20 protein-coding genes are annotated in these 25,278 nt (G+C 41.8%); 9 read left to right on the forward strand and 11 right to left on the reverse strand.

Annotation, left to right across the window (positions count from 1 at the left end):
- Window positions 1-59: 59 nt before the first annotated feature.
- The gene (locus ACLL8Z_RS01665) at window positions 60-206 is read right to left on the reverse strand and encodes a hypothetical protein (RefSeq protein ID WP_411273009.1); all 147 of its coding nucleotides are present in this window, start codon (window positions 204-206) and stop codon (window positions 60-62) included.
- Between the two features lie 25 nt (window positions 207-231).
- Complete coding sequence (locus ACLL8Z_RS01670; RefSeq protein ID WP_411273010.1) at window positions 232-768, reverse strand: RNA polymerase sigma-70 factor; 537 nt, start codon at window positions 766-768, stop codon at window positions 232-234.
- A 313-nt stretch (window positions 769-1,081) separates the two neighbouring features.
- Between ACLL8Z_RS01670 and ACLL8Z_RS01675 the strand changes: the two genes are divergently transcribed.
- The 5 genes from ACLL8Z_RS01675 to ACLL8Z_RS01695 all read left to right on the forward strand — a co-directional run bounded on the left by ACLL8Z_RS01675 (window position 1,082) and on the right by ACLL8Z_RS01695 (window position 5,481).
- Window positions 1,082-2,416: an amidohydrolase/deacetylase family metallohydrolase gene (locus ACLL8Z_RS01675; protein ID WP_411273011.1), complete on the forward strand. Its 1,335-nt coding sequence runs from the start codon at window positions 1,082-1,084 to the stop codon at window positions 2,414-2,416.
- Between the two features lie 24 nt (window positions 2,417-2,440).
- Window positions 2,441-2,788: a hypothetical protein gene (locus ACLL8Z_RS01680; RefSeq protein WP_411273012.1), complete on the forward strand. Its 348-nt coding sequence runs from the start codon at window positions 2,441-2,443 to the stop codon at window positions 2,786-2,788.
- On the forward strand, window positions 2,785-2,928 hold the full coding sequence (locus ACLL8Z_RS01685; RefSeq protein WP_411273013.1) for a hypothetical protein: 144 nt from the start codon (window positions 2,785-2,787) through the stop codon (window positions 2,926-2,928). Before ACLL8Z_RS01680 ends, ACLL8Z_RS01685 begins: the two co-directional genes overlap by 4 nt.
- A gap of 235 nt (window positions 2,929-3,163) precedes the next feature.
- Window positions 3,164-3,658, forward strand: a complete 495-nt coding sequence (locus ACLL8Z_RS01690) for a RidA family protein (protein ID WP_411273014.1) — start codon at window positions 3,164-3,166, stop codon at window positions 3,656-3,658.
- Between the two features lie 155 nt (window positions 3,659-3,813).
- On the forward strand, window positions 3,814-5,481 hold the full coding sequence (locus ACLL8Z_RS01695; RefSeq protein ID WP_411273015.1) for an L-lactate permease: 1,668 nt from the start codon (window positions 3,814-3,816) through the stop codon (window positions 5,479-5,481).
- Between the two features lie 303 nt (window positions 5,482-5,784).
- Here the strand turns inward: ACLL8Z_RS01695 and ACLL8Z_RS01700 are convergent, their stop codons facing one another.
- From ACLL8Z_RS01700 to ACLL8Z_RS01740, 9 genes are all read right to left on the reverse strand, one after another.
- Window positions 5,785-7,365, reverse strand: coding sequence for a sodium:solute symporter family transporter (locus ACLL8Z_RS01700; RefSeq protein ID WP_411273016.1), 1,581 nt, complete (start codon window positions 7,363-7,365; stop codon window positions 5,785-5,787).
- Window positions 7,366-7,388: 23 nt separating this feature from the next.
- Window positions 7,389-7,688 (reverse strand): DUF485 domain-containing protein, encoded by a 300-nt coding sequence (locus ACLL8Z_RS01705; protein ID WP_411273017.1) that lies wholly within the window; start codon window positions 7,686-7,688, stop codon window positions 7,389-7,391.
- Between the two features lie 174 nt (window positions 7,689-7,862).
- The gene (uxuA, locus tag ACLL8Z_RS01710) at window positions 7,863-9,059 is read right to left on the reverse strand and encodes a mannonate dehydratase (RefSeq protein ID WP_411273018.1); all 1,197 of its coding nucleotides are present in this window, start codon (window positions 9,057-9,059) and stop codon (window positions 7,863-7,865) included.
- Window positions 9,060-9,064: 5 nt separating this feature from the next.
- Window positions 9,065-9,880, reverse strand: a complete 816-nt coding sequence (locus ACLL8Z_RS01715) for an SDR family oxidoreductase (protein WP_411273019.1) — start codon at window positions 9,878-9,880, stop codon at window positions 9,065-9,067.
- A gap of 165 nt (window positions 9,881-10,045) precedes the next feature.
- Complete coding sequence (locus ACLL8Z_RS01720; RefSeq protein WP_411273020.1) at window positions 10,046-11,362, reverse strand: sugar MFS transporter; 1,317 nt, start codon at window positions 11,360-11,362, stop codon at window positions 10,046-10,048.
- A 119-nt stretch (window positions 11,363-11,481) separates the two neighbouring features.
- Window positions 11,482-12,744: an N-acetylglucosamine-6-phosphate deacetylase gene (gene nagA / locus ACLL8Z_RS01725; protein ID WP_411273021.1), complete on the reverse strand. Its 1,263-nt coding sequence runs from the start codon at window positions 12,742-12,744 to the stop codon at window positions 11,482-11,484.
- A gap of 6 nt (window positions 12,745-12,750) precedes the next feature.
- The gene (locus ACLL8Z_RS01730; RefSeq protein ID WP_411273022.1) at window positions 12,751-14,007 is read right to left on the reverse strand and encodes an Nramp family divalent metal transporter; all 1,257 of its coding nucleotides are present in this window, start codon (window positions 14,005-14,007) and stop codon (window positions 12,751-12,753) included.
- Window positions 14,008-14,182: 175 nt separating this feature from the next.
- The gene (locus ACLL8Z_RS01735) at window positions 14,183-15,193 is read right to left on the reverse strand and encodes a formylglycine-generating enzyme family protein (protein ID WP_411273023.1); all 1,011 of its coding nucleotides are present in this window, start codon (window positions 15,191-15,193) and stop codon (window positions 14,183-14,185) included.
- 100 nt (window positions 15,194-15,293) lie between these two features.
- A complete protein-coding gene (locus ACLL8Z_RS01740) occupies window positions 15,294-16,670 on the reverse strand; it encodes a sulfatase (RefSeq protein ID WP_411273024.1) in 1,377 nt (458 codons plus the stop codon).
- A gap of 583 nt (window positions 16,671-17,253) precedes the next feature.
- Here ACLL8Z_RS01740 and ACLL8Z_RS01745 point away from each other — a divergent pair.
- The 4 genes from ACLL8Z_RS01745 to ACLL8Z_RS01760 form a co-directional block, all read left to right on the forward strand.
- Entirely contained in the window at window positions 17,254-19,602 is a 2,349-nt protein-coding gene (locus ACLL8Z_RS01745; RefSeq protein WP_411273025.1) for a glycoside hydrolase family 3 N-terminal domain-containing protein, read from the forward strand.
- A 127-nt stretch (window positions 19,603-19,729) separates the two neighbouring features.
- On the forward strand, window positions 19,730-21,928 hold the full coding sequence (locus tag ACLL8Z_RS01750) for a DUF5916 domain-containing protein (protein WP_411273026.1): 2,199 nt from the start codon (window positions 19,730-19,732) through the stop codon (window positions 21,926-21,928).
- 472 nt (window positions 21,929-22,400) lie between these two features.
- Window positions 22,401-24,689 (forward strand): glycoside hydrolase family 3 N-terminal domain-containing protein, encoded by a 2,289-nt coding sequence (locus ACLL8Z_RS01755; protein ID WP_411273027.1) that lies wholly within the window; start codon window positions 22,401-22,403, stop codon window positions 24,687-24,689.
- Between the two features lie 404 nt (window positions 24,690-25,093).
- Window positions 25,094-25,278 (forward strand): hypothetical protein (locus ACLL8Z_RS01760; protein WP_411273028.1); only part of this gene is annotated, 185 nt, incomplete at its 3' end.

The following is a 25,278-nucleotide window of genomic DNA, read 5'->3' on the forward strand; positions in this document are numbered from 1 at the left end:
AAGAACCAGAAACTTCTTAATGCCGTTTGATATCTTCCTGAACATATAATGATATAATATTATACCGCCACAAATACATGCTCATTAATCTTAACCGTTGGATTGAGCACGTAGGTGGCGATTTTATTGTCTTTCATTAAATCTATTTTCCTGAAGCCTCTGTAGCTGGTTCCCCAGTTGCCTGCAATATGTCTCGACCTCTCCATTCCCTATTCTCTATTTTCCACTCTCTCACCAAAGCCCCAAAGAAGTCCTCAACTGCCTGAGTGCCTTATTTAAGTGATTTTCAACGGTCTTTGAAGAGATGTCAAGCTTGGAAGCGATTTCCTTGTGAGATAATTGTTCTTCACGGCTGAGTTTATAAACGACTTTGCACTTTTCTGAAAGGTTATTTACGATTGAATTCACGTAGGAAAGTAATTCCCTGTGCTCGATGTTTCCATATTCAGAAGGTGTTTGAAAGCGATCCTGAATGTTCTCAAAAATATCTTCCCTGACTGAGCCATGTCGTACCTGGCGGAACACTTCGTAACGTACTGAGGCAAAAAGATAGGATTTTAAGGATGCTTTAATTTCGATTTGTTCTCTTTTATTCCAAAGATTTATAAACAGGTCCTGAATTATATCTTCACATGCATGCTGGTCGTGGAGTATATTATAAGCAGATGTATAAAGCTGGGTCCAGTACTTTTTATAGATGAGCTTTAAAGCCAGATCATCACCCTCACGCAGACGCACCATCAACTCTGTGTCTTCAATAAGTCTCATTGTATTTATTTGAAGTTTAAATTTATCTAAAAAGAATTATAATTCAAAATATAACAATTCGCTTATCTCTTCTTAACAATCGGTCAAACTGGATTATTCGCATTTGAGTAGCCAGATACAATAAATGTTGAAAAATTCAGGAATAACGTATGAATATTTTTATACCTACTAGGGGAAAAAGTACTTTTCAGACTCTTTAACTGTAGCGTGCCTATATAAGCTTCTATAAATCTATGACAGAGGACTAATTATCCTAAAGCGGTGTAATTTCAACTTAATAAATTTGACTAAAGAAATACCTAAACTACTAACGATGAAACCAAAACAACTCATTTTCTTTTCCATGCTTCTTTGTATGTGTGCTGGAGCTTTTGCCCAGCAGACAGGGCCCGCAAAACCCTACAGTATTGTAATTAAAGGGGGGCACATAATTGATCCTAAGAACGATATCGATGCTGTGATGGATATTGCTATTAAGGACGGCAAAATAGCAGCTATCGCTAAAAGTATCGACGGAACTCAGGGAACACAGCTTGTTAATGCAAAGGGTATGTTTATAACTCCCGGTTTAATCGACCTTCACGTGCACTTTTTCTGGGGACAGGATGGTTCAGGTTATATGAATGCCCGCGCAGGATTGCCAGCCGACGGATTCACTTTTCCTGCCGGTGTAACTACTGTAGTTGATGCAGGCAGTCCGGGATGGAAAAGCTTCGAACTTTATAAAAAACAAACGATCGATCAGTCGCAGACAAGGGTGCTTGCCATGCTGAATATTGTAAGTGAAGGAATGGATAGCCAGAACGAGAGTGATATTGAGCATATGGATCCAAAAAGTACAGCCGATATGGCTAAAAAATACCCAGAACACATTGTAGGGGTTAAATTAGCGCATTATAGCGGTCGTGGGCCCCTTGCTCATACCTGGATCCCTACGGAGAGGACACTGGAGGCTGGCAGGTTAGCTAATATTCCGATTATGGTTGATTTCGGTTCAGCTGATCCTTATTTACCCCTTGACTCTCTATTTAATATTAAATTCCGCCCTGGCGATATGTACACACATGCTTTTGGTGGAAATCCTGAGGTAGGTTTAAGTTCCCAAAGTGGCAGAGAATCCATTGTTGATATCAGCACTAAGAAAGTTAAAGAATATGCGGTAAGGGCACAGAAACGCGGTGTTATATTTGACGTTGGTTTTGGAGGATCGAGCTTCCTTTTCTCTCAGGGCATTCCGGCAATAAAAAGCGGCTTTTATCCGAATTCAATCAGTACGGATCTGCACACAGGAAGTATGAATAATGCGATGAAAAATATGCCAAACATTATGTCGCTGTTTATGGCGATGGGCATGCCTTTCAAAGAAGTTATCAAAGCTTCAACATGGAACCCGGCACAGCAGATTAAAAGACCAGAGCTTGGCCACTTATCTGTAGGATCTGAAGCAGACATCGCGATATTCACACTTCGTAAAGGAAATTTTGGCTATTATGCACGCGATGGTAAAATTGCAGGAAAAGATAGGCTGGAAACCGAAATGACTATAAGAGCCGGCAGAATTGTATATAACCTAAATGCAATAGCTGAACCAAATGTCCTGCCAGCTGCACCAGGACAAAAACCGGCAAACGCACCTCAAAATCCGTAAGAAATCAAAATTTAAATATAATCAATGACGTTTTTTCATTGCAATTTACAGAAAACAGGGATTACAGCCCTGTTTTTGTCGTGTACGCTACTTGCTGAGGCTCAGCAAACAAGTACCGCAGCAACCAGGCAGGTAGCACCAGTAAAAAAACCTTTATCTCTTCGCCCTGATATAATTATTGAAAAGGTTATGGATACCGTCCCGCTAGGAGTCAGGCTGATTCGCAATCCCAAAACGGGGGAGTTCTGGTATTCTACATTCGACGGGAACGTATTCCGGATCTCTGATTTTGATTCTCCAAGAGCTGCAGAGCATAAAATATTCTCGGCTGCCAATCACGGAACAATGAAGCAGCAGACAATTTTTACATGAATATCACGAGTCTGGTCAACAATTTCAATGCCCCGGTAGATGCTGTATTACTGGGCAATAAGATCTATGTATTAAAACATGGTGCAGCGGATTCGGCTGGAGGGAGGATTTGGAAGATAAGTTTACCGGGCAAGAAATAAGTTGAGAATTGAGAGTGGAGAATTTAAAATGGAGTGGAAAAGTGAAAAGTTCGATGGGATGGAACTAATTGCTGGGTACAAAATTGTAATTACCGAATAAGAGCCGGCAGAAAGTCTTGAATCATGCTCTTGATTCTTGGCTCTAAGAGGATCACCAATTACCGACTCACGATCACCGATTCCCTATTTCCCAAAATTTTTCTAATTTTAATAATACATTATATAAAAATAAAACATGCCAGAACTAACTCCCGAACAGAATTTCGCAAAGACAGGACTAACTTTACCTCCTGCTCCTACTCCTATTGGAGTTTATAAACCATATCTTATTGACGGTAAATACCTGTATGTTTCTGGCCATGGGCCGGTGCAGAACGACAAAAAACTAATCAGAGGCAGAATAGGGAAAGATATGGATCTTGAGCAAGGCAAACTTGCCGCTCAGCAAGTCGGATTAACGATCCTATCGACTATTAAGACTAACCTCGGAAGTCTGAATAAAGTAAAAAGGGTGATCAAAGTTTTGGGTATGGTAAATTGTACATCAGACTTTGAAGCTCATCCTAAGGTGATCAATGGCTGCAGCGAGCTTTTCGCAACGGTTTGGGGCAAAGAAAACGGCATCGGTACACGAAGCGCTGTGGGATTTGGATCCCTGCCTGATAATATTCCCGTGGAGATTGAGTGTCTTTTTGAATTGGCGAATACGCCGGGGGATCCTTTGAAATAATTTTTAGAAGTAGTTGTTGGTTGTTAGTTGTTAGAGCCCACCGAAACTACCTGTTGCGATAATTAGGGCTTGCGGTTAATGCTAATAACCAACAACAAACAACCAACAACCAACAACCAACAACGAACAACAAATAACCAACAACCAACAACAAAATGGACCAAATCTGGGCACAAAACTACGACCCCTTAAATAATCCCTGGATGTCAACTGTTTTGGCAGCCCTTCCGATAATTGTCCTTCTGGGATGTATTGCGGTATTTCATATGCGCATACACCTGGCCGCGATTTTGGGCCTTGTTGTAGCTGTTGCGGTTGCTGTGTTCATATACAGAATGCCGGGTGGATCGGTGGCAGCTACCACACTTTACGGAAGCGCCTACGGTTTGTTTCCTATAGGGTGGATAGTTCTGAACCTAATTTTTCTCTATCAGTTAACGGTAAATAAAGGCCTTTTTACGTTGATAAGAATGCACCTGGCAACTATTGCTCCCGATCCGCGGATTCAGGTTATTCTCATTGCATTTGCATTCGGAGCGTTCTTCGAGGGTGCAGCTGGCTTCGGAACCCCGGTAGCCATTACTGCAGCTATACTGATGCAGCTTGGTTTCAGACCGCTTGCCGCCTGCGGACTATCGCTTATAGCAAATACGGCGCCCGTAGCGTTTGGTGCTCTTGGAACACCTATAATTGCCCTTGCTGCTGTTACAGACATTGATATACTCAAGCTATCGGCGATGGTGGGACGCCAGCTTCCACTATTCTCTCTTATAGTGCCCTTCTGGGTAATCTGGGCAATGGCGGGCTTTCGGGGTATGATGGGTGTGTGGCCAGCTGCATTAACCGCCGGTCTTTCCTTTGCTATCACACAATTCCTGGTTTCAAATTATCATGGTCCATGGCTGGTTGATATTTTTGCATCGATTGCTTCAATCATTTCTCTGATAGTCTTATTAAAATACTGGCAGCCAAAGACTATCTGGGAATTACCTCTTGCGGATGATACCGTTCCAATGGAGAAGGAACCTGTTATTGTAACAACAAAAGATATGATAAGGGCCTGGACTCCATGGGCAATACTGGTAGTTTTCATTTTTGCCTGGGGCGTTCCCACTATCAAAACCGGTTTGAATAAAGTCTCCGCGCCAGAATTCGAAGTGGCATACTTACATAAGCTCGTTAAACGTACTCCTCCCATTGCACCAGAGCCAACCCTCGAAAAGCCTGCCAAAACTGAAGAGGCGGTATTTAAATTGAACTGGATATCGGCAACAGGCACAGGAATTCTTCTGGCAGCAATTGTTGCCGGATTTGCCATTGGCTATTCCTTGAAAGAAATGCTTAGGGTATATCTCGAAACCATGTGGAGGGTACGGTTTTCATTAATCACTATTGCCGCGATGCTTGCGCTGGGATACGTAACCAAATACTCCGGAGCCGATGCAACACTCGGACTCGCTTTGGCAAAAACCGGAGTTCTCTATCCCTTCTTCGGCACCATGCTCGGATGGCTGGGTGTAGCACTAACCGGATCAGACACGGCATCAAATGTACTTTTCGGAAGTCTGCAAACTATAACCGCAAAACAAACAGACGTAAGCCCTATTCTTATGGCAGCAGCCAACAGTTCCGGAGGCGTCATGGGTAAAATGGTTGATGCCCAAAGTATCGTCGTTGCCAGCACCGCTACCAACTGGTACGGACATGAAGGACAGATTTTACGCTATGTGTTTTTTCATAGTATTGCACTTGCGGCGTTGGTAGGGTTGTTGGTGTTTATGCAAGCTTATGTTGTTCCTTTTTCGGATATGGTGGTAAAGTAGTTACCAGTTGTCAAACTGGAAGGATGGATTAGAAGGCGCTCAGCTCGGCTCAATTGCCCTGGAAGTATCCTTTATCGTTTCAAAAACCTCATCGTGCATCAGGGAGCCGGTTATAAAGTTAATTATTCCCCTGCCATTTATAAATGTGCGAACACCAAGTTCCTTATACAAATCGCGTTTAGGAAGGCCTACAACCTATCCAACTTTGGCTTGTGCTGTTTGTGCCAGGGCTCCACCAACCAAAAGGAGTAAAGTAAGCCCTTTAAAGAGGTCTCTGCGTTTCATGTTACTTGTATTTTTACACTATTGTTCAGAACCAACCCCTAGGTAAGTCCTTAGTTTCTCGCTTTCGAATTTTGCTGCAGCCTCTGGTTCCGGTTTGATAAGTGACACGAGGATACCTACCACAAACGCAGAAGTCATGGATACCAATGCCGGATTTTTCAACGGAAATATTGCTTCAGGGTTTCCAAGTACATCGACCCAGACTGTCGGGCTTAACACGATAAGCACTAAGGAAAGCAAGGCACCTGTGACTATGCTCAATACTGCTCCTTGTGTGGTAAAGCCTTTCCAGATAATCGACATCAGTAAGGCAGGAAAATTTGCACTTGCTGCAATTGAGAAAGCCAGACCAACCATGAATGCCACATTCTGCCCTTTGAATATTAAGCCTAAACCTATGGCTAACAATCCAAGGAAAATCGTTGCCCGTTTAGCTACTTTGATCTCTCCTTTTTCATCCGAAACTCCCTTTTTGACGACGTGCACATAAAGGTCATGTGAAATACTTGATGCGCCCGACAATGTCAATCCTGCCACAACAGCAAGGATAGTCGCAAATGCCACTGAAGCTATAAAACCAAGGAAAGCACTTCCGCCCGTATGCTCAGCGAGTAAAAGCGCAGCCATATTCCCCCCTTTGTCAAGAACTTCTATAGAATCTTTTCCTACAAGCGCCATGGCAGAAAAGCCGATGAAGAAGGTCAGAATATAAAAATAGCCTATAAATCCCGTTGCAACAAAGACTGATTTACGTGCGGCTTTATCATCAGGAACGGTGTAGAAACGCATCAGAATGTGCGGCAATCCAGCTGTTCCAAGCATTAGGGCAAGGCCTAAAGATATCGCATCCAACGGATTTGTGATATAGCCCCCCGGTGCAAGCATATCTTCCCCATACTGAGTTCTCACAGAATTGAAAAGCTCGCCAGGGCTGAAATTAAATTTGGCCATAGCCAGGACTACCAGTATAGTTGCACCAGAAAGTAATAAGACTGCTTTAATGATCTGTACCCAGGTCGTCGCGATCATCCCACCGAAAAGCACATAGCAGGTCATAACAATACCCACAATAAGTACCGCGATCTCATAATCAAGTCCGAAAAGGGTTTTAATCAGAGTCCCCGCACCTACCATTTGAGCAATAAGGTAAAAGGAAATAGTAAGTAAAGATCCTACAGATGAAGCAATCCGGATTGGCCGCTGTTTTAAGCGATAAGCTACGACATCTGCAAAGGTATACTTGCCAAGGTTTCGCAGGGGTTCGGCAATCAGGAACATAATAAGAGGCCATCCTACAAGGAACCCGATCGAATATATTAATCCATCGTATCCTTTTGTGGCAACCATACCCGCAATTCCAAGGAAAGATGCTGCACTCATATAGTCTCCGGCAAGGGCCAGACCATTTTGGAACCCAGAGATATTACGACCTGCAGCGTAGAATTCAGAGCCGGTTTTAGTCTTCTTAGCGGCCCAGTATGTTATATAAAGTGTTACTACAACAAAGATAAAAAAGATTGCAATTGACACCGGATTTGCCGTCCCCAGAGTGGAAACGGGTGCGGCTGAGTTGACCTGGACAAGTAAGTTTAGAGACATATTTTATATGAATTTTGAACTGATTAGAGATCTTTCTTAATTTCCTTTACGGCGGCATCGTAATAATTATTCGCCCAGTAGACGTACACGCCTGTGATCAACCATGAAAAAATAATGATACCGATGCCTACAATAATGGCAAGGTTGAGCGAGTCACCTACCGGCAATTTAAGTGTATCCTTTTTATAAGCAACGACCATCAAAAACCCGATATAGACAAAAAGCATTAGGAAAGTAAATGTAAGGGAGATATTCCATCTGTTTTTCACCAGCTTTCTGAAAGCCGGGCTTTGAAGGATTTCGTTTGTTTTAGTCTCATTCATAAGTATTCTGTGAATTAGTTCAGATAGTTAATTATTAAAGAAAATCTGAAGTGCAAATGCATTCCAGACCAGTAAATTTTATTGATTTAGGTTAAATAAATCAGTTTATAAGTCTATGAAAAAAAATTGAAATAAATTGGAAATAGCGGGTAAAGTTTGTACAGGAATAAAAAGTTACGAGGGTGGAAAAGTATGAACAATCCCCCATTCCAGACCCCTCAACTCTGCCAATCCCCTCAGCCTGCCGATTGCGGAATAACCTGGGTTGGTATGTTTTTTAAGGTCATCAAGCATTTGGTGGCCATGATCCGGCCTCATGGGAATGGAAACTTTTCTTTGGTTGGATATCTCGACAATCTGTTTAACAACTGCGTACATATCAACATCTCCTTCCAAATGGTTGTCCTCAAAAAAATCACCAAAATCATTACGCCTGGTACTGCGAAGATGCAGGAAATTGATGCGATCGGCAAAGCGAGCGACCATGGCTGGAAGGTCATTATCTTTTCTTACTCCAAAAGAGCCGGTACAAAAGCAAAGCCCATTGTTCAGGGAAGGAACTGCCGATATTAATGCATCAATGTCATCTGCTGTACTTACTACCCTTGGCAAACCAAGAATGGCATAGGGAGGATCGTCGGGATGTATGACCATATTTACACCGCAGCCCTGCGCAACAGGGATGATTTCCTTTAAAAAGAATATCAAATTTGCTCGCAGCTTTGTACGATCGACTCCTTTATACGTGTCTAAAGCTTCCTGAAATTGTTCTATAGTAAAGCTTTCCTCGCTGCCGGGAAGTCCGGCGATTATATTTCTTGTAAGCCGGTGTTTCTCGTCATCAGACATGGTGGAAAACCGCGTTCTGGCCCTGTCGATCTCTTCGTTATTATAATCTTTATCTGCATTAGGGCGCTTTAAAATAAAAAGGTCAAAGGCTATAAAAGCCGCCTTTTCGAAACGCAATGCTTTAGAGCCGTCGTCAACAGTGTAAGCAAGGTCAGTTCTGGTCCAGTCCAGGACTGGCATAAAATTATAGGTAATGCACTTTACACCGCATCCCGCCAAATTGCGGATGCTTTGCTTATAATTTTCGATGTAGTCTAAATATTTCCCTGTCTGCGTTTTTATGTTTTCATGGACAGGCACACTTTCAACAACGCTCCATATCATCCCTGCCTGCTCTACTTCAATTCGCCTCGCCTCTATATCTTTGACAGACCAAACCTCACCGTTCGGGATGTGATGCAGCGCTGTAACCACTCCGCTGCATCCCGCCTGACGGATATCCGAAAGGCTAACCGGGTCTTTTGGCCCGTACCACCGCATAGTTTGCTGCATTCGGTAGTTCTCATTATTTTGATTTTTCATAGCCATTAAACCCCTCCATTAATTGAGAAACCGCCATCCACACAGATCATAGAACCAGTAACAAACTTTGATGCGTCACTTAATAACCATACTAAGGCCCCTTTTAGTTCATCGGGATGGCCAAATCTTTTAAAAGGTGTTTGTGAGATTACCTTTTGGCCGCGCTCAGTGAATGAACCGTCCGGTTTAGTCAAAAGGTTTCTATTCTGTTCTGTAAGAAAAAATCCTGGAGCAAGAGCATTCATCCGAATCGTGTCTCCATATCGATTTGCCAACTCGACTGCGAACCATTGATTATAGCAATCCACGGCAGCTTTACCCATGTTATATCCTAGCACCCGGGTAATCGCTCTTTTGGAATTCATCGAAGAAATATTTACAATGCTCCCTCTTTTGGCAGTTTCAACTATAGCCTCACCAAATATCTGCGTTGGGATTAACGTGCCCCAGGTGTTGAGGTCCATCACTTTTTTCATGCCATCGAGATTCATCTTAAAGAGATCTTCAGTTGGAAGCAGTACTCCTTCAGGCTGATTTCCACCCGCTCCATTAACGAGACCATCTATCCGTCCGAATTTATCCAGAACTTTATTTTTTGCATCTAGAAGCTGACTTTCATTCATGGCATCAGCAATGAGTGCTATGGCTTTTCCGCCGTTTTTGTTGATAAGATCTGCTCGTTCATAGGCCAGATCCTTATTTCGGCCGAGGATTCCGACTGAACCACCTGCATTTACTATTCCTTCAATAAAGGATTTGCCGAGTATACCGGTACCTCCGGTGACTATAATTACTTTGTTTTCGAGGGAGAAATCATTCATTTATGTTGTACGTTATGAGTTTTACGCCTGCCTGCCAGCAGGCAGGTAATAAGTTATGTCCTACAATTAAAGAGGCAAGTTAATATTTTAAGTTTCAGTTTGAACATCAACGTATCACGTACAACGTAAAACGTATAACCTGCCTGCCGGCAGGCGTACAACTCTTCAGGACCACTTCCTCAACGAATAGCCACGGAACGCGTAGAAAATCAAATACGCATAGCAAGGGAACAACACCCAATATGCCTCACGTGCATTTGAGATATCTACCAGATAGCCGTATATCAAAGGCAGGATCGCATTTCCAGCAAGACCCATTACCATTAGCGATGCACCTATTTTGGTAAAGCGTCCTAAACCATCTAAAGCCAAAGGCCAGACCCCTGCCCATACCAGAGAATTTGCTAATCCAAGCATTACTACAAACCATAACGAAATATCTGTGGTATGTCCGAGAAAAGTGACCTGACCTTTCGCGAAAATGATCAGGAAAGTTAAAATCAGACCAAATACAGTACTGATTTTAAGTGCTGTTAATTGTGATAAAAACTTTGGAACAAATGTAATACCAACCAGATAGGCACATATTTGAGCAGTAAGTGTGTATGATGGAAACACCTTTGCTTCGATAAGATTCAGGTTCATTGTACCTGCATAACTGATCACGGTGTCGATGGAAATTACCTGTGTTCCAACATGTAGAAAAATAGCAATAGCCCCCAAAACGAGGTGCGGGAATTGCATAATGCTAGTCTTGGATGAATTGGCCTGCGCAACTTCATCGCTTTCATGTTCAGTATCGATTTCCGGCAATGGAGAGAAGCGTATAAACAATCCGAGAAGAAATAAGAACGTACCAACACATGCGTATGGGACAATAATCCTTTGTATGAGTTCGTGCAGTGCTGCATCTTTCTCCGCTGTACTCATTTGAGAAAGCTGATCAAACATATCGCTATCCGTAACCCGGAAGATAACAGCAGCAAATAATAAGGGAGCAAGAATTCCCGCGCCTTTATTACAAATACCCATTATACTAAAGCGCCTGAGGGCCGTTTCTTTAGGTCCTAAAATTGTGATATAGGGGTTAGCAGCAGTTTGAAGAAGCGCAAGTCCGGCCCCGATCGAAAACAGCCCAAGTAAAAATAATCCATAAGTCATGGTTATTGCGGCGGGCACAAAGAGAAATGCACCTGCAGACATTACCCAAAAGCCGATCATCATGCCTTTCTTGAATCCCACGCTTTTGAGCAGGTATGACGCAGGTATAGAGAAAATCAGATACGAAATATAGAAAGCAAATGCTACTAGGTAAGAAGCAACATGACTGAGCTGAAATGCGATCTTAAAATACGGAATTAATATGGCGTTTATCCAGGATGTAAACCCGAACATAAAAAACATAAATCCAATTATTACTAGTCCTGTTAGAGTATCCTTTTGGCTTAAGGAACCAACTGCAACGGTTTTGTTTTCCTTCATAAATATTATAGTTTGATTTCGGTTTCTTTAGGATTTGTTAAAGTTTAGTAGCGCTGTCTTCATCTATGAAAAGTATTGCATTATCATCTCTTCTCAAAATTGTAGACGGATATAATTCACTAATGTCCGAATTTATTGTGTGAGCTATCGCATTTGCTTTTAATGCTCCCGGCACTATCACGTATGCAATGGTTGATCATATTATATATGACCTTCCCACCAACAATAGTACTGCTCACCCTTACATTTTCATCAAAGATGACTATATCAGCGTCTTTCCCTTTGATTAGTGAACCTTTTGTATTGGAAATACCAAGGATGTTTGCCGGGGTCAGCGAAGCCATTTTAACGGCTTCAAGCAATGGAACATCGGCCATATTGATCATATTCCTTACAAGGCGGTCGCAAGTGGCAACACTGCCCGCAAAAGAGGTACGGTCAGGCAGTTTGGCTACACCATCCTCCACAATCACTTTTAATCCGTTATGTTTACTTCCGAGGATGCTCTCACCGGGAGGCATACCAGCGGCTCGCATCGAATCGGTAATTAATGCGATCCTGTCGGGTCCTTTAATTTTATATATCAGCTTCAACAGCGGGGCAGGAAGATGGATCCCATCGGCAATGATCTCTACATCCATCTCGTCAATAAGATAGGCAGTTTCAATTACACCAGCATATCTGAAGCACTCACGACGGGTGACCCCAGACATACACGAATAGAAGTGCGTAGCCAGCGTATAGCCAGCTTCGAAAGCAACCAGGGCTTCTTCATAAATAGCATCTGTATGCGCCATTGCAACCAAAATGTTTTTGGATCGAAGGTGGTTACCAAACTCAATTGCTCCCTCCAGCTCTGGAGCGGCGCTCCAGCGCCTGATATCCGAAGATCGGGATAATATTTCCATATACTCTTTTGGATCAGGATTATGGATATAACGAGGGTCCTGAGCGCCACGCTGCGCCATAGAGAAATAAGGTCCTTCCAGATGCATACCAAGAAACTGGGCGCCTTTAATATTATTCTTATCTGCTTGTTTGTAAAGATCGAGTGTGTGGTAAAGCTCGTTCAGCTCACTGGTTAGTGTGGTAGGCATTAAGCCCGTTGTACCGTACATCGCATGCGTTTCGGCAATTTTTAGAAATGCCTCTTCGGTGCCATCCATAAAATCGTGACCCCCACCCCCGTGAACATGAATATCAATAAAACCAGGACTAACATAATTGCCCTCAGCGTTGATCTCCACAGCGTCGTCCACGTTAACGCTTTCCTGGCTAATATGAATTATTTTACCACCTTCAACAAGAATTGTTGCATTTTCGAGAATCCTGTAAGGAGTAAGTACACGCGCATTAAAAATCTTTAATTTATTATTGTCCATTATAAATTATTTAAAAAACAACTCATTGACATTGCTAATTGCCAGCAGTACTAAAATAAGAAGACCTAGCGCCCCAGTTATCCTTACGACAGGGGAGTTTTTATACGATCCCATAATCTTTTCGTCATTCGAAACGGAGTATAATGCAAGTCCAATAAAAGGAACAAGAAATATAGTAACGCTTTGGGCGAAAACAATCAGTTCCAGGGGGAGTTTTCCAAATCTGAACGCAATAATGGCCCCGAAGATCATAACCAATGCTATAAACAACTTCACTTTGCCGGAATTAAGGTTGCTTCCGTATCCCAGCGAATCGGCCATTAATGTTCCTCCAATTGTAGAATTTCCTATAAGGGAAGAAAACGAAGCACCGAAAAGTCCAACTAAAAAAAGAGTCGAAGCATATTTACCAAATAGTGGTTCAAGTGCACGCGACATATCTGAAGCGTTAACAACGTTGATACCTTGCTTATTGAGGACTGAGGCCGCGCAGATCATTATAATCGCGCTCATTAATCCTAAAATGAAGATACCGGTTATACTATTACTGTTGTGCTCCTGTATTTCCGGGTTGAATTTAATTCTCTCCTGTACCAGGTATGCCTGATAAAATGCAGCTACCATAGAAAAGGTGGATGCAAAAAAAGCGATAACGAGTCCAAAAGAACCTGGGGCAATAGATGGAACTAATCCCTTAGCTATTTCTGAAAAATCAGGTTTTATCAGGAAAAAAGTAGTTAGAAATGCAAAAAGCATGAGTGCAACCAGGAAAACCATAAGCTTTTCAAGCACTTTATAAAATCCTCTGAAAAAGAGCAACCCTATCCCGATAAGGTTGAAGAAAACGATCCAGAGAAGAGGTTTAGTACCAGTAGCCTCAGCGAGTGCAATACCTACTCCTATAGAGTTTCCTGCCTGAAATGACGTGGTAACAATAAAAATTCCAACACCAACTGTTATACCTGCTGCCCTTCCCCATTTTTTGCGGATTGTTGTTAAAAGCGATTGTTTTGTTGCGACTCCAATCCTTGCTCCCATTATAGTAAAAATGGTCATGAAAAAGCAAGCTACAACGACGATCCATAACAACGAGTATCCAAACTGTGCTCCAAGTTTTGAGGTGATGGTCATCTTACTTGGCCCAAAAACCACAGCAGCGATTATTATTCCCGGACCCAGGGAAAGTAAAGTACTCTTTAGCCGGCTAAAACCATTTTTGTCAACTGTGCTGTTTACAACTGTTTCCGGCTCTGATATCTTCATTAAATTCCCCTTTTAAAAATATATTTACCGCTGAACGGAAGATACCCGAATGTACCCCTATTATTATATGAACCAAATTAATAAACCCTTACTAATTTATATTTCTATATTCGATTATTTCTTAGTGATATAAATAACCTTCTATCCTATCCAACGTTCTGCAGCCTTATTCCTACTAATCCTTTACACATCTGAAACCCAAATTATTGCTGGCACTGTTAACCTCCCCTTTGCCACGACTCCCAGGCTTGTATCGGATGCAATACTGATCGCTGCATAAGAACGAACCTCCACGCTGCACTCGCTTCTTTACCCCAGGTTCATCCGGATCATAACTATCCTGAGGCCCTTTAGGATCTAACTCAGGACTATTTGAATAATAATCAGGGCGATAGAAGTCACTGCACCATTCCCATACATTACCGTCCATATCATACAGTCCGTACCCATTAGCCGGGAACGACTTTACAGGTGCCAGTTCTTCGAACCCGTCTTCCTTGGTATTAGCATCGGGAAAACTACCCTGGTAAATATTTGCCATCCACCTGCCCCCGGGCTTAAGTTCAGTTCCCCAATAATAAGCTTGCAAACCTTTTCCACCCTGGGCAGCATATTCCCACTCAGCTTCGGTCGGAAGGCGTTTGCCTGCCCACTCCGCGTAGGCTGCTGCATCGGTGTAGCTTATGTGAACAACCGGATCATTCGGCTTCCCTGCAATGGAAGACTGATTGCCCTTAGGGTTGCGCCAGCTCGCATCTTTAACATAAGTCCACCATTGCAATGGATTGTCATAGGCTACAGGCTGGGTTGTAGGCGTGAAAACGCCTGATCCAGGCACAAGACTTTCGAGAGGCACGCCGGGAAAGTCCGCCGGATTTAAAGGTTGTTCTGCTACAGTTTTGTATTTTGTAGTATTTATAAATCGTTCAAATTCGGCATTTGTTACCTCGTGCTCATCCATCCAAAATCCTTTAAGGCTTACGTTATGAATTGGCTGCGCATCGGCAAAAGCCGGATCATTAGAACCCATGTTAAAAGTACCCGGCGGGATCCAAACCATTCTCTCCGGGACTGTATCAACCGAAATATCAGAAGAATCCAATGAAGGCTCCTTAACTTTTTGTGTACAACTAAAACTTACTGAAACGAGGCACAACAGCACCAATAGTTGTAAGATGTTTTTCATACCGTTTAATCTAAGATTAATTAAAAACTTAAAGCCTGTCTGTAGTTTAAATATCCCTTTTGTAAATAAAATTTAAGTCAACAGTTCCATGTTCCAAGCCCTATATCCGAAACAGCAAGGCCGGACCCCCAAGCCTGCGATACGGCATGCCGTTAAATTTATTAATCTTAAAGGGAATATGATAAAATCTGGAGTCGTCGTTTCTGTCTGACATAGGATGTTCAGCAACATTCACCCACTCGTGATCGTCGACTTCATGATCATAAAGTTCTTCGAGATTGATAAACGGATAATAGATGTACCTATATCTATCCGTGCGAATAGTATAACCATCACCCCCAGGAGCGTTTGCCGCTTCTTTTAACTCGTAACCTGTTACCACACCTTTATGACTAAAATTCTCACCTTTTAGCATCGGTACAAGGCTTTCGCCGTCAATATGTGACGGTGCCTTCTCTCCGATTAGCTCTGCCAGGGTTGGATAGAGGTCGATAATTCCAACAGGTTTGTTTGTAGACAAACCACCCTTTGTGATCCCCGGTGCCATCCCGAAGAAAGGAGTCTTAGTAGATCGCTCCCAAAGAGTAAACTTTTCCCCATTTTCCTTTTCACCCATATGCATTTCCTGATCGGACCATAAAACTATGATCGTGTTATTCTTGTAAGCTGACTTTTCGAAAGCATCAAGTAATCTGCCTAGTATGGCATCCGTAAAGGACGCATCTTCAAGGTCATTCTCTTTAATTTTTATATCGGGCACTGATTCCAGAGGATATAAGTCAACGTATTTCTGCGGCACTTCCCATGGATCGTGTGGCTTAGTTAACCCAACTGCAAGAAATAAAGGCTTATCATATCTTTGAGCAAGCTGATAATTAGCCCAGTCAACGATTTGATAATCGGCCATATACTCGTCCCCCAGATCAATCGGTCCCCATGCAAAATAATCCGGCTGCTTACCTATGAACAGTTTTGGATCAATGACATTTAGCGGAGCCCTGACCTGGAACGGTATAGGAATTGCATGACTGGGGTAATAGAAGTCCCATCCTTGTGCTTCCGACTGATTTACGGTTGCCCGGGGAGGTGAGAGTGTATGGTAAATTTTTCCCCCGGCCAAAGTTGTGTATCCTTTGGCCTTAAAAAATTGTTCAATGGTCTGTATATCTATAAGAGCAGGCTCTTTTCTCCATTGGGCATGTTTCCAACCCGTAATACCTGACCTTGCCGGATGCACCCCGGTCATAATTGCGGCCCTTGAGGGAGCGCAAGCTGCAGAAGGTACGTGAGCATTTGTGAACCTCATTGACATTCTGGCCAGGCGGTCAAAGTTAGGAGTCTTAAATCCCGGTATCCCTCCAAAAGTTGCCGGATTAATCCAATCATTTAAATCATCAACCGAAATAAAAAGCCCGTTGGGTTTTGCTGGCCGACTATCTTGTGCACTAATATCAAGTGCTAATAAGGATAAAAGCATTAGACAAACTGCTTTTATCAGTATTGGGTACTTTGAACTGATAGCTGGTTTCATTTGGGAGGTTGTATTTAAAAAATGTGTTTATGTAAATAAACCGGAAGGTTTCGCACTCGTTCGAGAATTCTTTCGAAAGCCAGGTGGCTTGCCTTTAGCTGCCTGGGATATTGAGTTAAAAACACACTATCCGAAGTCGTTTGAAACTTTACCAATTCTCTCAATAATCCGGTTCAAAGCAAGAAGGTGAGCAGAAAATATCTGGGATGATGTTGGGCGGAAATTTCTATCTTTTTTTCATCTTGCAATTAAAATCATTTTCCTTAAACCATTTGAATTCCAACCTGTCCAGCTAAAATACAATTATTTTAATAGCAACTATCAGTTTTATAAGATTAATGCGGTTCGTGTAAGTAAACTATTGTAGCCCGGACAAAAAATTTTTGATAATTATAATTCCCGTTCGTCGCGACATTTTCGTTCTTCGTCTTAAAGATTGTGCACATATATGTATAGGGGCTATTATTGTAAATTATACATACCAGCCAATGTGGTTTAAATTTGAAATATAAAATCTAAAAATTAACTTATGCCTGCTATTTCCTCCTCCCGCTTTTGTAAAAGTATTGCCGCTGTTTTTTTGTTGCAGTTTATAACCGCTAACCTGGTTGCACAGCAAAATAATGCGGCGGTAGAAAATAATTTCAAAACTGTTAGTAACAAGAACGGCCCTGTGTTGGGCTACTCGCCGGCGTCGGGTGTAAAAATTATTACCGTTGGCGGGTTGAATTTTAAAGACCTTAACAAAAATGGCCAATTGGATAAATACGAAGACTGGCGGCTGGATGTGGATGTACGGGCAAAAGACCTTGCGGCGAAAATGTCGAAAGAACAAATAGCCGGCCTGATGTTGTACAGCGGCCACCAGGCGGTACCTGCCAACCTACGTGCGTTGGGCGCAGCTACTTATGGTGGTAAGCCCTTCCCAGAGAGTGGTGCAAAGGCATCCGACATTACCGATCAGCAAAAAGCGTTTTTGACAGAAGATAATTTAAGGCATGTATTGATAACCCGTGTGCAAAGCTCTGATGTGGCAGCCAGGTGGAACAATAATGTGCAAGCGCTGGTAGAGGGTCTGGGCCTGGGGCTTCCCTCCAACAACAGTACCGACCCACGCCATACCGCAGTGGCCAGCACAGAGTACAACCTCGGCGCTGGTGGCAGCATTTCGATGTGGCCCGAAGAGTTGGGCCTCGCGGCGACTTTTGATCCGGCCATTGTACAAAAATTTGGCGCCATTGGTGCACAGGAATATCGGGCGTTGGGTATGTCCACTGCCTTATCCCCACAAATTGATTTAGGCACGGACCCACGCTGGAACCGGATGGTAGGCACTTTTGGTGAAGACCCAACCCTTGCGACCGATATGGCACGGGCTTATGTGGATGGTTTTCAAACTTCCGTTGGCGCTGCTGAAATCAAAAATGGCTGGGGCTTTACCAGCGTAAATGCCATGGTTAAACATTGGCCCGGCGGCGGCCCCGGAGAGGCTGGCAGAGATGCACATTTTGCGTATGGTAAGTTCGCTGTGTACCCGGGCAATAATTTCCAGGCACACCTTACACCCTTTGTGGATGGCGCTTTTAAATTAGCAGGCAAAACAAAAAAGGCTGCGGCAGTGATGCCTTACTATACCGTATCGTTTAACCAGGATAAAAGCAATGGTGAAAATGTAGGCAATGCCTTTAGTAAATATATTATTACCGATCTGTTGCGCAACAAATATAATTATGATGGCGTGGTATGTACCGATTGGCGCATCACCGCCGACGAAGGGAAAACGCCGGATATATTTGCCGGTAAATCGTGGGGTGTAGAAAAATTATCCATAGCAGAGCGGCACTACAAAGTACTAATGGCAGGTGTTGACCAGTTTGGCGGTAACAGCGCCGCAGGCCCTGTATTAGAAGCGTATCAAATGGGCGTAAAAGAACATGGCGAAGCGTTTATGCGTATACGTTTTGAGCAGAGTGCCACCCGTTTGTTGCGTAACATTTTTCAGGTGGGTTTATTTGAAAATCCGTATATCGATCCGGCCGTATCTGTAACAATTGTTGGCAAGCCCGAATTTATGCAAGCCGGTTATGATGCCCAGGTGAAATCCATAGTTGTATTAAAAAATAAAGCAGCCGTACTACCGCTGGCAAAAATGAAAACGGTATATATACCCAAGCGTTTTATACCTGCTGCAAAAGATTTTTTTGGCAATATCACGCCAGAAAAAATAGAGTACCCGGTTAATATGGAGCTGGTAAAAAAATATTTTACCGTTTCCGACGATCCGTCAAAAGCTGATGTAGCCCTTGTATTTGTAAAGGGCCCTGCCGGTGGTGTTGGTTACGAACAAAAGGACAGGGAAACAGCTAATGGTTATGTACCTATTTCGTTACAGTACCTGCCTTATACTGCAGACTATGCAAGAGCGCAAAGTATGGCTGCCGGCGACCCGGTGGTTGACGCTTCCAACACCAACCGGTCGTACAAAGGCAAAGTTTTTACTGCTGCCAACACTAGCGATTTAAAAACCATTTTAGACACCAAAGCTGCCATGGGCGGCAAACCGGTAATAGTTTCTATGGCGCTTGGCAACCCTGCGGTGGTGGCCGAATTTGAAAAAGAAGTATCGGGCATTATTGCAAGTTTTGGTGTGCAGGACCAGGCTTTGTTAGATATCATTTCCGGTGCAAAAGAACCTTTCGGCCTGTTGCCCTTCCAAATGCCGGTAAACATGAAAATAGTAGAGCAACAAAAAGAAGATGTACCACATGATATGGAATGCTATGTAGATTCAGAAGGCAATAAATATGATTTTGCTTTTGGTCTGAATTGGAAAGGGGTAATAAAAGACGCCAGGGTTTTAAAGTATAAGAAAAAATGATTATACAAGATTATCTGCTTGGCAAATATTCTTAACTACTGTTCAGGCTTTTAAGAAAAAACTAAAAGTTTTGGAGATTCATAAAAAGTTAAAAATCCTAAAGTGCTCCTCTATCTAATTAAAACCAATGACAAGAAAAATTCTACTTCTACCTGTACTTTTTTTTTCAATTTTTTCCTTTGGACAAAGTCAAAATAAAAGTTTTGTTGTAAAACATACCACAGCAATTATAAAACCTGATGGTGCTCTTGAAGAACCTATTTGGGAAACTACCCCAAGTATTAGCACCTTTAATCAATATTTTCCGCTCGATACCGTACAAGCACAAAACCAATCAGAAATTAAAATTTTGTATGATGATAAAAACCTATATATAGGTATAAAAGCTTACTCTATTGGCAAGAACTATGCACTACAATCTTTAAGGCGCGATTTTAGAGGGAGTGGTAATGACAGCTTTTCATTTCTTTTTGATACCTACAATGATGGCACCAATGCGTTTTTATTTGGTATTAATCCGCAAGGTGTGCTTAGAGAAGGTCTCATTTCGAACGGAGGTACTGACATCAACAATTTGAATCTTTCCTGGGACGTAAAATGGCAGGGAGACTCTAAAATTTACGATGGCTATTTTACTGCCGAAATAATCATACCATTAACCTCTTTAAAATTTAAGGAAGGGGCAACTAAATGGAGATTTAATAGCTATCGTATTGACACCCAATCAAATGAGCGTAGCAGTTGGGTTAAAATTCCACAAAATCAATCAATTTCAAATCTAGCATTTATGGGTGAAATGGTTTTCGAAAAACCCCTGGGTGAATCTAGAAGTCCGCTGGCCATTATCCCATATATCAATGCCATATCGCAAAAAATTTTTAAAACCAATGAAGGTTTCAATAACTTAAAAGTGGGTGGGGATGCCAAGGTTGCTATTGGCAATAATTTGAATTTAGATTTGACATTAAATCCAGATTTTTCACAAGTAGAAGTTGACGATCAAGTAACAAATTTAACTCGGTTCGAAGTATCGCTTCCTGAGAAAAGACAGTTTTTTGTTGATAATGGTGATCTATTCGCAAGTTTTGGAGATCAACGCGATGCGAATCCGTTTTTCTCTAGACGCATCGGTATAGCTAGAGATACGGCAGGTAATTCCATAGAAAATAAAATTATTGGTGGTGTTCGTTTAAGTGGCAAATTGACAAAAGACTTGAGAGTAGGTGTTTTGAATATTCAGACGGCCAAAGATGAAGAAAATGAAATTCCCTCCAACAACAATACCATGATAGCCCTTCAGCAAAGGGTTTTTTCGAGGTCAAATATTGGGGTGTTCTATATCAATAGGCAATCAATTGGAAAGAATGAATTTGTTGAGCGGGAAGATGACTACAATAGGGTGGTTGGTCTTGATTATAATTTGGCATCTAAAGATAATACGTGGACTGGTAAAATGTATGCCCACAAGTCTTTTCAGCCCGATGATAATGTAGGTAATTTGTCTGCCGGAGCAATTCTTTCATATCAGTCTAGAAAATATAACTTCGACATTAAAGGAATTTCGATAGATGAAGATTTTTCATCTGATTTGGGCTTTATCAGAAGAACAGGAATTTTCAAAGGCATTGTAGGTGCTGAGCGTGTTTTTTGGCCAAAAAAAGGTATCATTCAAAATCACGGATTTCGATTTTTTCCTATTTTTTTATGGGATCCTAGCCTGGATTTTAAAAATACCGATTATGACCTTATGAGTTCTTGGAAAGCAACTTTTAAAGATCAATCAAAATTCGAGATAGAACTAACGAATAGTTTTACCTTTCTATTTGACAGCTTTGACCCAACCAACACGGATGGGGCATTAGAACTACCAGGCGATCAAGGCTATCATTATAATAGTGTAAAATTTGGATATCAATCAGATATGCGAAAACGTTTTGCTTTTAAAGGGGGCTCTGAGGTTGGTCAGTTTTACAACGGAAAACGTTTTTCAGTAGAAAGTATGATGACCTTACGCTTTCAGCCAAAAGTCTTTCTTTCACTAGTTTTAAATTATGATCAAATTACGTTACCAGACCCTTACGCAAGTGCTGACATTTGGTTGTTAAGTCCGAAAATTGATGTCACTTTTAGTAAGTCTATTTTTTGGTCCACATTAATTCAGTATAGTAATCAAAAAGACAACTTAGGGTTCAATTCAAGATTACAATGGCGTTTTGCTCCGCTCTCAGATTTGTACATTGTCTATAATGATAATTACTTCGTGGATAGTTTTCAGCCTAAAACCCGATCTATCAATTTGAAATTAACCTATTGGTTAAATCTTTAATAATAAGGCTTTAACAACGCTGAGTTCAACCCTTAAGTGTGTTACACTTATTATATGAACTTAGATTTCAATTAAACTCTATTCTAAAAATATATTTTAACACAAGGAAAATATCGTTTAAGTAAACTCTATGCGATCTGTGAAATAATAATTATAAAGTGATCTGTAATAAAACCTATATGAATTTCGTAAATATTGGTTTCGCAGGCATAAAGGGCATCATTACCATTTACCCGCCAATTGTGACTAGAGGATATTACACTCGAGTTAATCCTAATGGTGGAGCAACTGCCTTGGCCTTCGTGATTCATATTGCTTGATTACATAACCGCTCTGAACAACTCCAAAGAAACGGAGCAGTGTCGTTCACCAGGATAAAACTGTCGGTTACAGATTTGGAGTCTTATATAAAGGTCAAATAGAATATATTGGACATTCGCATACAACCGCAACAATCAAAATAAATCAGAAAATGATAGAAAAAAAATTATCCCTAGTACTTCTAATTTCAGGAGTTTTTTTGACCAGCTGTGCCGAAAAATTCACAACCGAACAAAAAGACGGCTACGTTCAGGTCTCAAACAGAGATGGAAGCACCTTAGGCTATCATCCTGAATCTGGTGTGAAATTGTTGACCGTTGATGGATACGCCTTTAAGGATCTGAACAAAAATGGAACATTAGATTCTTATGAAGATTGGCGATTATCTGCTGATGTGCGAGCAAACGACCTTGCTACTAAATTGACCTTGGTAGATATTGGAGGTTTAATGTTATATAGTTCGCACCAATCTATTCCCGGTGCGAGTGGCGGGTTTGGTTCTTCGAATTATAATGGAAAACCTTTTGGAGAAAGTGGCGCTGTGGCCAGTGATCTATCCGACGAACAAAAAAAGTTTTTAAAAGACGACCACTTGAGGCATGTCTTGATTACCCGTGTTGAAACTCCTTCGACAGCGGCGCAATGGAATAACAATGCACAATCCTTCGCTGAAGGTCTTGATTTTGGAATTCCGGTCAACACAAGTTCGGATCCAAGGCACGGTACTGATTCGTATGCGGAGTTCAATGCCGGTGCGGGTGGAGCCATTTCTATGTGGCCTGGGACTTTGGGAATCGCCGCCTCTTTTGACCCAACCTTGATGCAGCAATTCGGAGAAATAGCTTCTAAAGAGTACCGTGCTTTAGGTATTACTACAGCGTTATCTCCACAAATCGATTTGGCAACAGAACCTAGATGGAGCCGTTTTGATGGAACCATGGGTGAAGACCCAGATTTGGCAACTGATTTGGCTAGGGCTTATGTAGACGGATTTCAGTCCACGAACGGAGGTGATTGGGGTTTTGAAAGTGTAAATGCTATGGTCAAGCATTGGCCAGGTGGTGGTCCAGAAGAAGGGGGTCGTGATGGTCACTTTGGTTACGGAGCATATGCTGTCTATCCTGGAAAAAACCTTAAAGACCACATACAACCTTTTACCCAAGGTGCTTTCAAATTAAAAGGTGCGACTAAAATGGCTTCTGCCGTTATGCCTTATTATACGATTTCAACGGGAGAAGGGGAAGCCGTTGGCAATGGATTTAACAAATACTTGATTACCGATGTTCTTAGAGGAGAATACGGATATGACGGAGTACTTTGTACCGATTGGGGAATTACTAGGGATGTTTCCGCTATGGACAAGTTTGAAGGGAAAAGTTGGGGCGTTGAGACAATGAGCGTAGCCGAACGTCATTATAAGGCAATCGAAGCCGGAATGGACCAGTTTGGTGGCAATAATGTTTTGGGGCCTGTACTCGAAGCCTATAAAATGGGAGTTGCCGAACATGGTGAAGACCAAATGCGAAAACGTTTTGAGACTTCCGCCATTCGTTTGTTGAAGAACATTTTTAGAACCGGACTTTTTGAAAACCCCTATTTGGATGTTGCAGAAACCGAAAAAATTGTTGGTAAGGCCGAATATATGCAAGCGGGATATGATGCCCAGTTGCGCTCGGTGATCTTACTCAAAAACCAAGGGAAAGCACTTCCGCTGAAGGAAAAACAGAAAGTGTATATTCCCAAAAGATACATCGCGCCCAGCACCAATTGGAGGGGGGTGGTAACACCTGAAAAGACAGAATATCCTTTTAATATAGAAGTAGTGTCGAAGTATTTCGAGGTGGTCGAAAACCCAAAAGAAGCCGACTTTGCCTTGGTGGGCATCAAAAGTCCGGATGGTGGTGTAGGGTATGATAGGGCTGACCTCGAAAAAGGAAGCAATGGTTATGTGCCTATCAGCTTACAATATGAATCCTACACGGCAAAGGACGCCAGGGAAACGAGCTTGGCCGGAGGTAGCCCTTTGGAGGATTTTATAAATCGCACATACCAAGGCAAAACAGTGAAGACCAACAATACAACCGATATGAAATTGGTCAATGAAACAAAAGCAAAAATGGGCGGTAAACCCGTTATCGTTATTGTTCATGTTTTAAAACCCATGATATTTTCTGAAATTGAGTCAAATGCCTCTTCGATTTTGGTACACATGGGCGTGCAAGACCAAGCCTTGATGGAAATCATTTCAGGAGCAACAGAACCATCTGCTTTGTTACCCTTTCAAATGCCTGCAGATATGACCACTGTAGAAAAGCAATTTGAAGATGTGCCAAGGGATATGAAGCCCTATGTCGATTCTGATGGGAATGCCTATGATTTTGCATTCGGACTGAACTGGAAAGGAGTAATTTCCGATGAAAGGGTAGCCGCATATAAATAGGCTTTGGCTAATAAAATAGAATGATTGTATTTTTTCATCCAAGACGAATATAATAATTGAGCCTAAAACAGATGGGGCTAGCCCCATCTGTTTTAAATATTCGGGTTGCACTTATTATTTGCACTTAGAAATATTAAAAGGCATCTAAAAAGTTTCCTATTAAAGGAATGGAATATTTTAATCCGCCAAGCTAATATGTAACAATTATAGTATTTAATTAATTGTAAAGTCCAAATTTAGGGTTTATACTTAAGCTAAGTTTCTGTTTTCTGTAAACGACAGAGATTGCACCATAAACAGCATAAACATAAAAAATTGTACGTTTACCTGGTTAATTCTGTCGATGGCGGATTTTTTGTGCATGACACCGAAAAGCTCAATACTTTTATTTCAAAATCATCAATATGAAATTAGGCCTCAGCTTTTTATTAATATTATTCTGTACGGTTTCCATAGCGCAGCAAAGTGGAAACCGTACAATGCGGAAAACCATCACAGAAGCATCTAATGCTATCCTTGATTCATTCGAAAATGATATTCGAAATGAAATAGCTGCGAAAGACATTGCTGGTGCGGCCTATGTTTTGTA

The organism is Daejeonella sp. (assembly GCF_046590655.1).
In the GTDB taxonomy this organism is placed as follows: domain Bacteria; phylum Bacteroidota; class Bacteroidia; order Sphingobacteriales; family Sphingobacteriaceae; genus Daejeonella.

Bases quoted from the DNA above. Each gene is read 5' to 3' on its own strand.
- ACLL8Z_RS01665 (WP_411273009.1), bottom strand. From the start codon at position 206: ATGGAGAGGTCGAGACATATTGCAGGCAACTGGGGAACCAGCTACAGA.
- ACLL8Z_RS01670 (WP_411273010.1), bottom strand. From the start codon at position 768: ATGAGACTTATTGAAGACACAGAGTTGATGGTGCGTCTGCGTGAGGGT.
- ACLL8Z_RS01675 (WP_411273011.1), top strand. From the start codon at position 1,082: ATGAAACCAAAACAACTCATTTTCTTTTCCATGCTTCTTTGTATGTGT.
- ACLL8Z_RS01680 (WP_411273012.1), top strand. From the start codon at position 2,441: ATGACGTTTTTTCATTGCAATTTACAGAAAACAGGGATTACAGCCCTG.
- ACLL8Z_RS01685 (WP_411273013.1), top strand. From the start codon at position 2,785: ATGAATATCACGAGTCTGGTCAACAATTTCAATGCCCCGGTAGATGCT.
- ACLL8Z_RS01690 (WP_411273014.1), top strand. From the start codon at position 3,164: ATGCCAGAACTAACTCCCGAACAGAATTTCGCAAAGACAGGACTAACT.
- ACLL8Z_RS01695 (WP_411273015.1), top strand. From the start codon at position 3,814: ATGGACCAAATCTGGGCACAAAACTACGACCCCTTAAATAATCCCTGG.
- ACLL8Z_RS01700 (WP_411273016.1), bottom strand. From the start codon at position 7,365: ATGTCTCTAAACTTACTTGTCCAGGTCAACTCAGCCGCACCCGTTTCC.
- ACLL8Z_RS01705 (WP_411273017.1), bottom strand. From the start codon at position 7,688: ATGAATGAGACTAAAACAAACGAAATCCTTCAAAGCCCGGCTTTCAGA.
- uxuA (WP_411273018.1), bottom strand. From the start codon at position 9,059: ATGAAAAATCAAAATAATGAGAACTACCGAATGCAGCAAACTATGCGG.
- ACLL8Z_RS01715 (WP_411273019.1), bottom strand. From the start codon at position 9,880: ATGAATGATTTCTCCCTCGAAAACAAAGTAATTATAGTCACCGGAGGT.
- ACLL8Z_RS01720 (WP_411273020.1), bottom strand. From the start codon at position 11,362: ATGAAGGAAAACAAAACCGTTGCAGTTGGTTCCTTAAGCCAAAAGGAT.
- nagA (WP_411273021.1), bottom strand. From the start codon at position 12,744: ATGGACAATAATAAATTAAAGATTTTTAATGCGCGTGTACTTACTCCT.
- ACLL8Z_RS01730 (WP_411273022.1), bottom strand. From the start codon at position 14,007: ATGAAGATATCAGAGCCGGAAACAGTTGTAAACAGCACAGTTGACAAA.
- ACLL8Z_RS01735 (WP_411273023.1), bottom strand. From the start codon at position 15,193: ATGAAAAACATCTTACAACTATTGGTGCTGTTGTGCCTCGTTTCAGTA.
- ACLL8Z_RS01740 (WP_411273024.1), bottom strand. From the start codon at position 16,670: ATGCTTTTATCCTTATTAGCACTTGATATTAGTGCACAAGATAGTCGG.
- ACLL8Z_RS01745 (WP_411273025.1), top strand. From the start codon at position 17,254: ATGCCTGCTATTTCCTCCTCCCGCTTTTGTAAAAGTATTGCCGCTGTT.
- ACLL8Z_RS01750 (WP_411273026.1), top strand. From the start codon at position 19,730: ATGACAAGAAAAATTCTACTTCTACCTGTACTTTTTTTTTCAATTTTT.
- ACLL8Z_RS01755 (WP_411273027.1), top strand. From the start codon at position 22,401: ATGATAGAAAAAAAATTATCCCTAGTACTTCTAATTTCAGGAGTTTTT.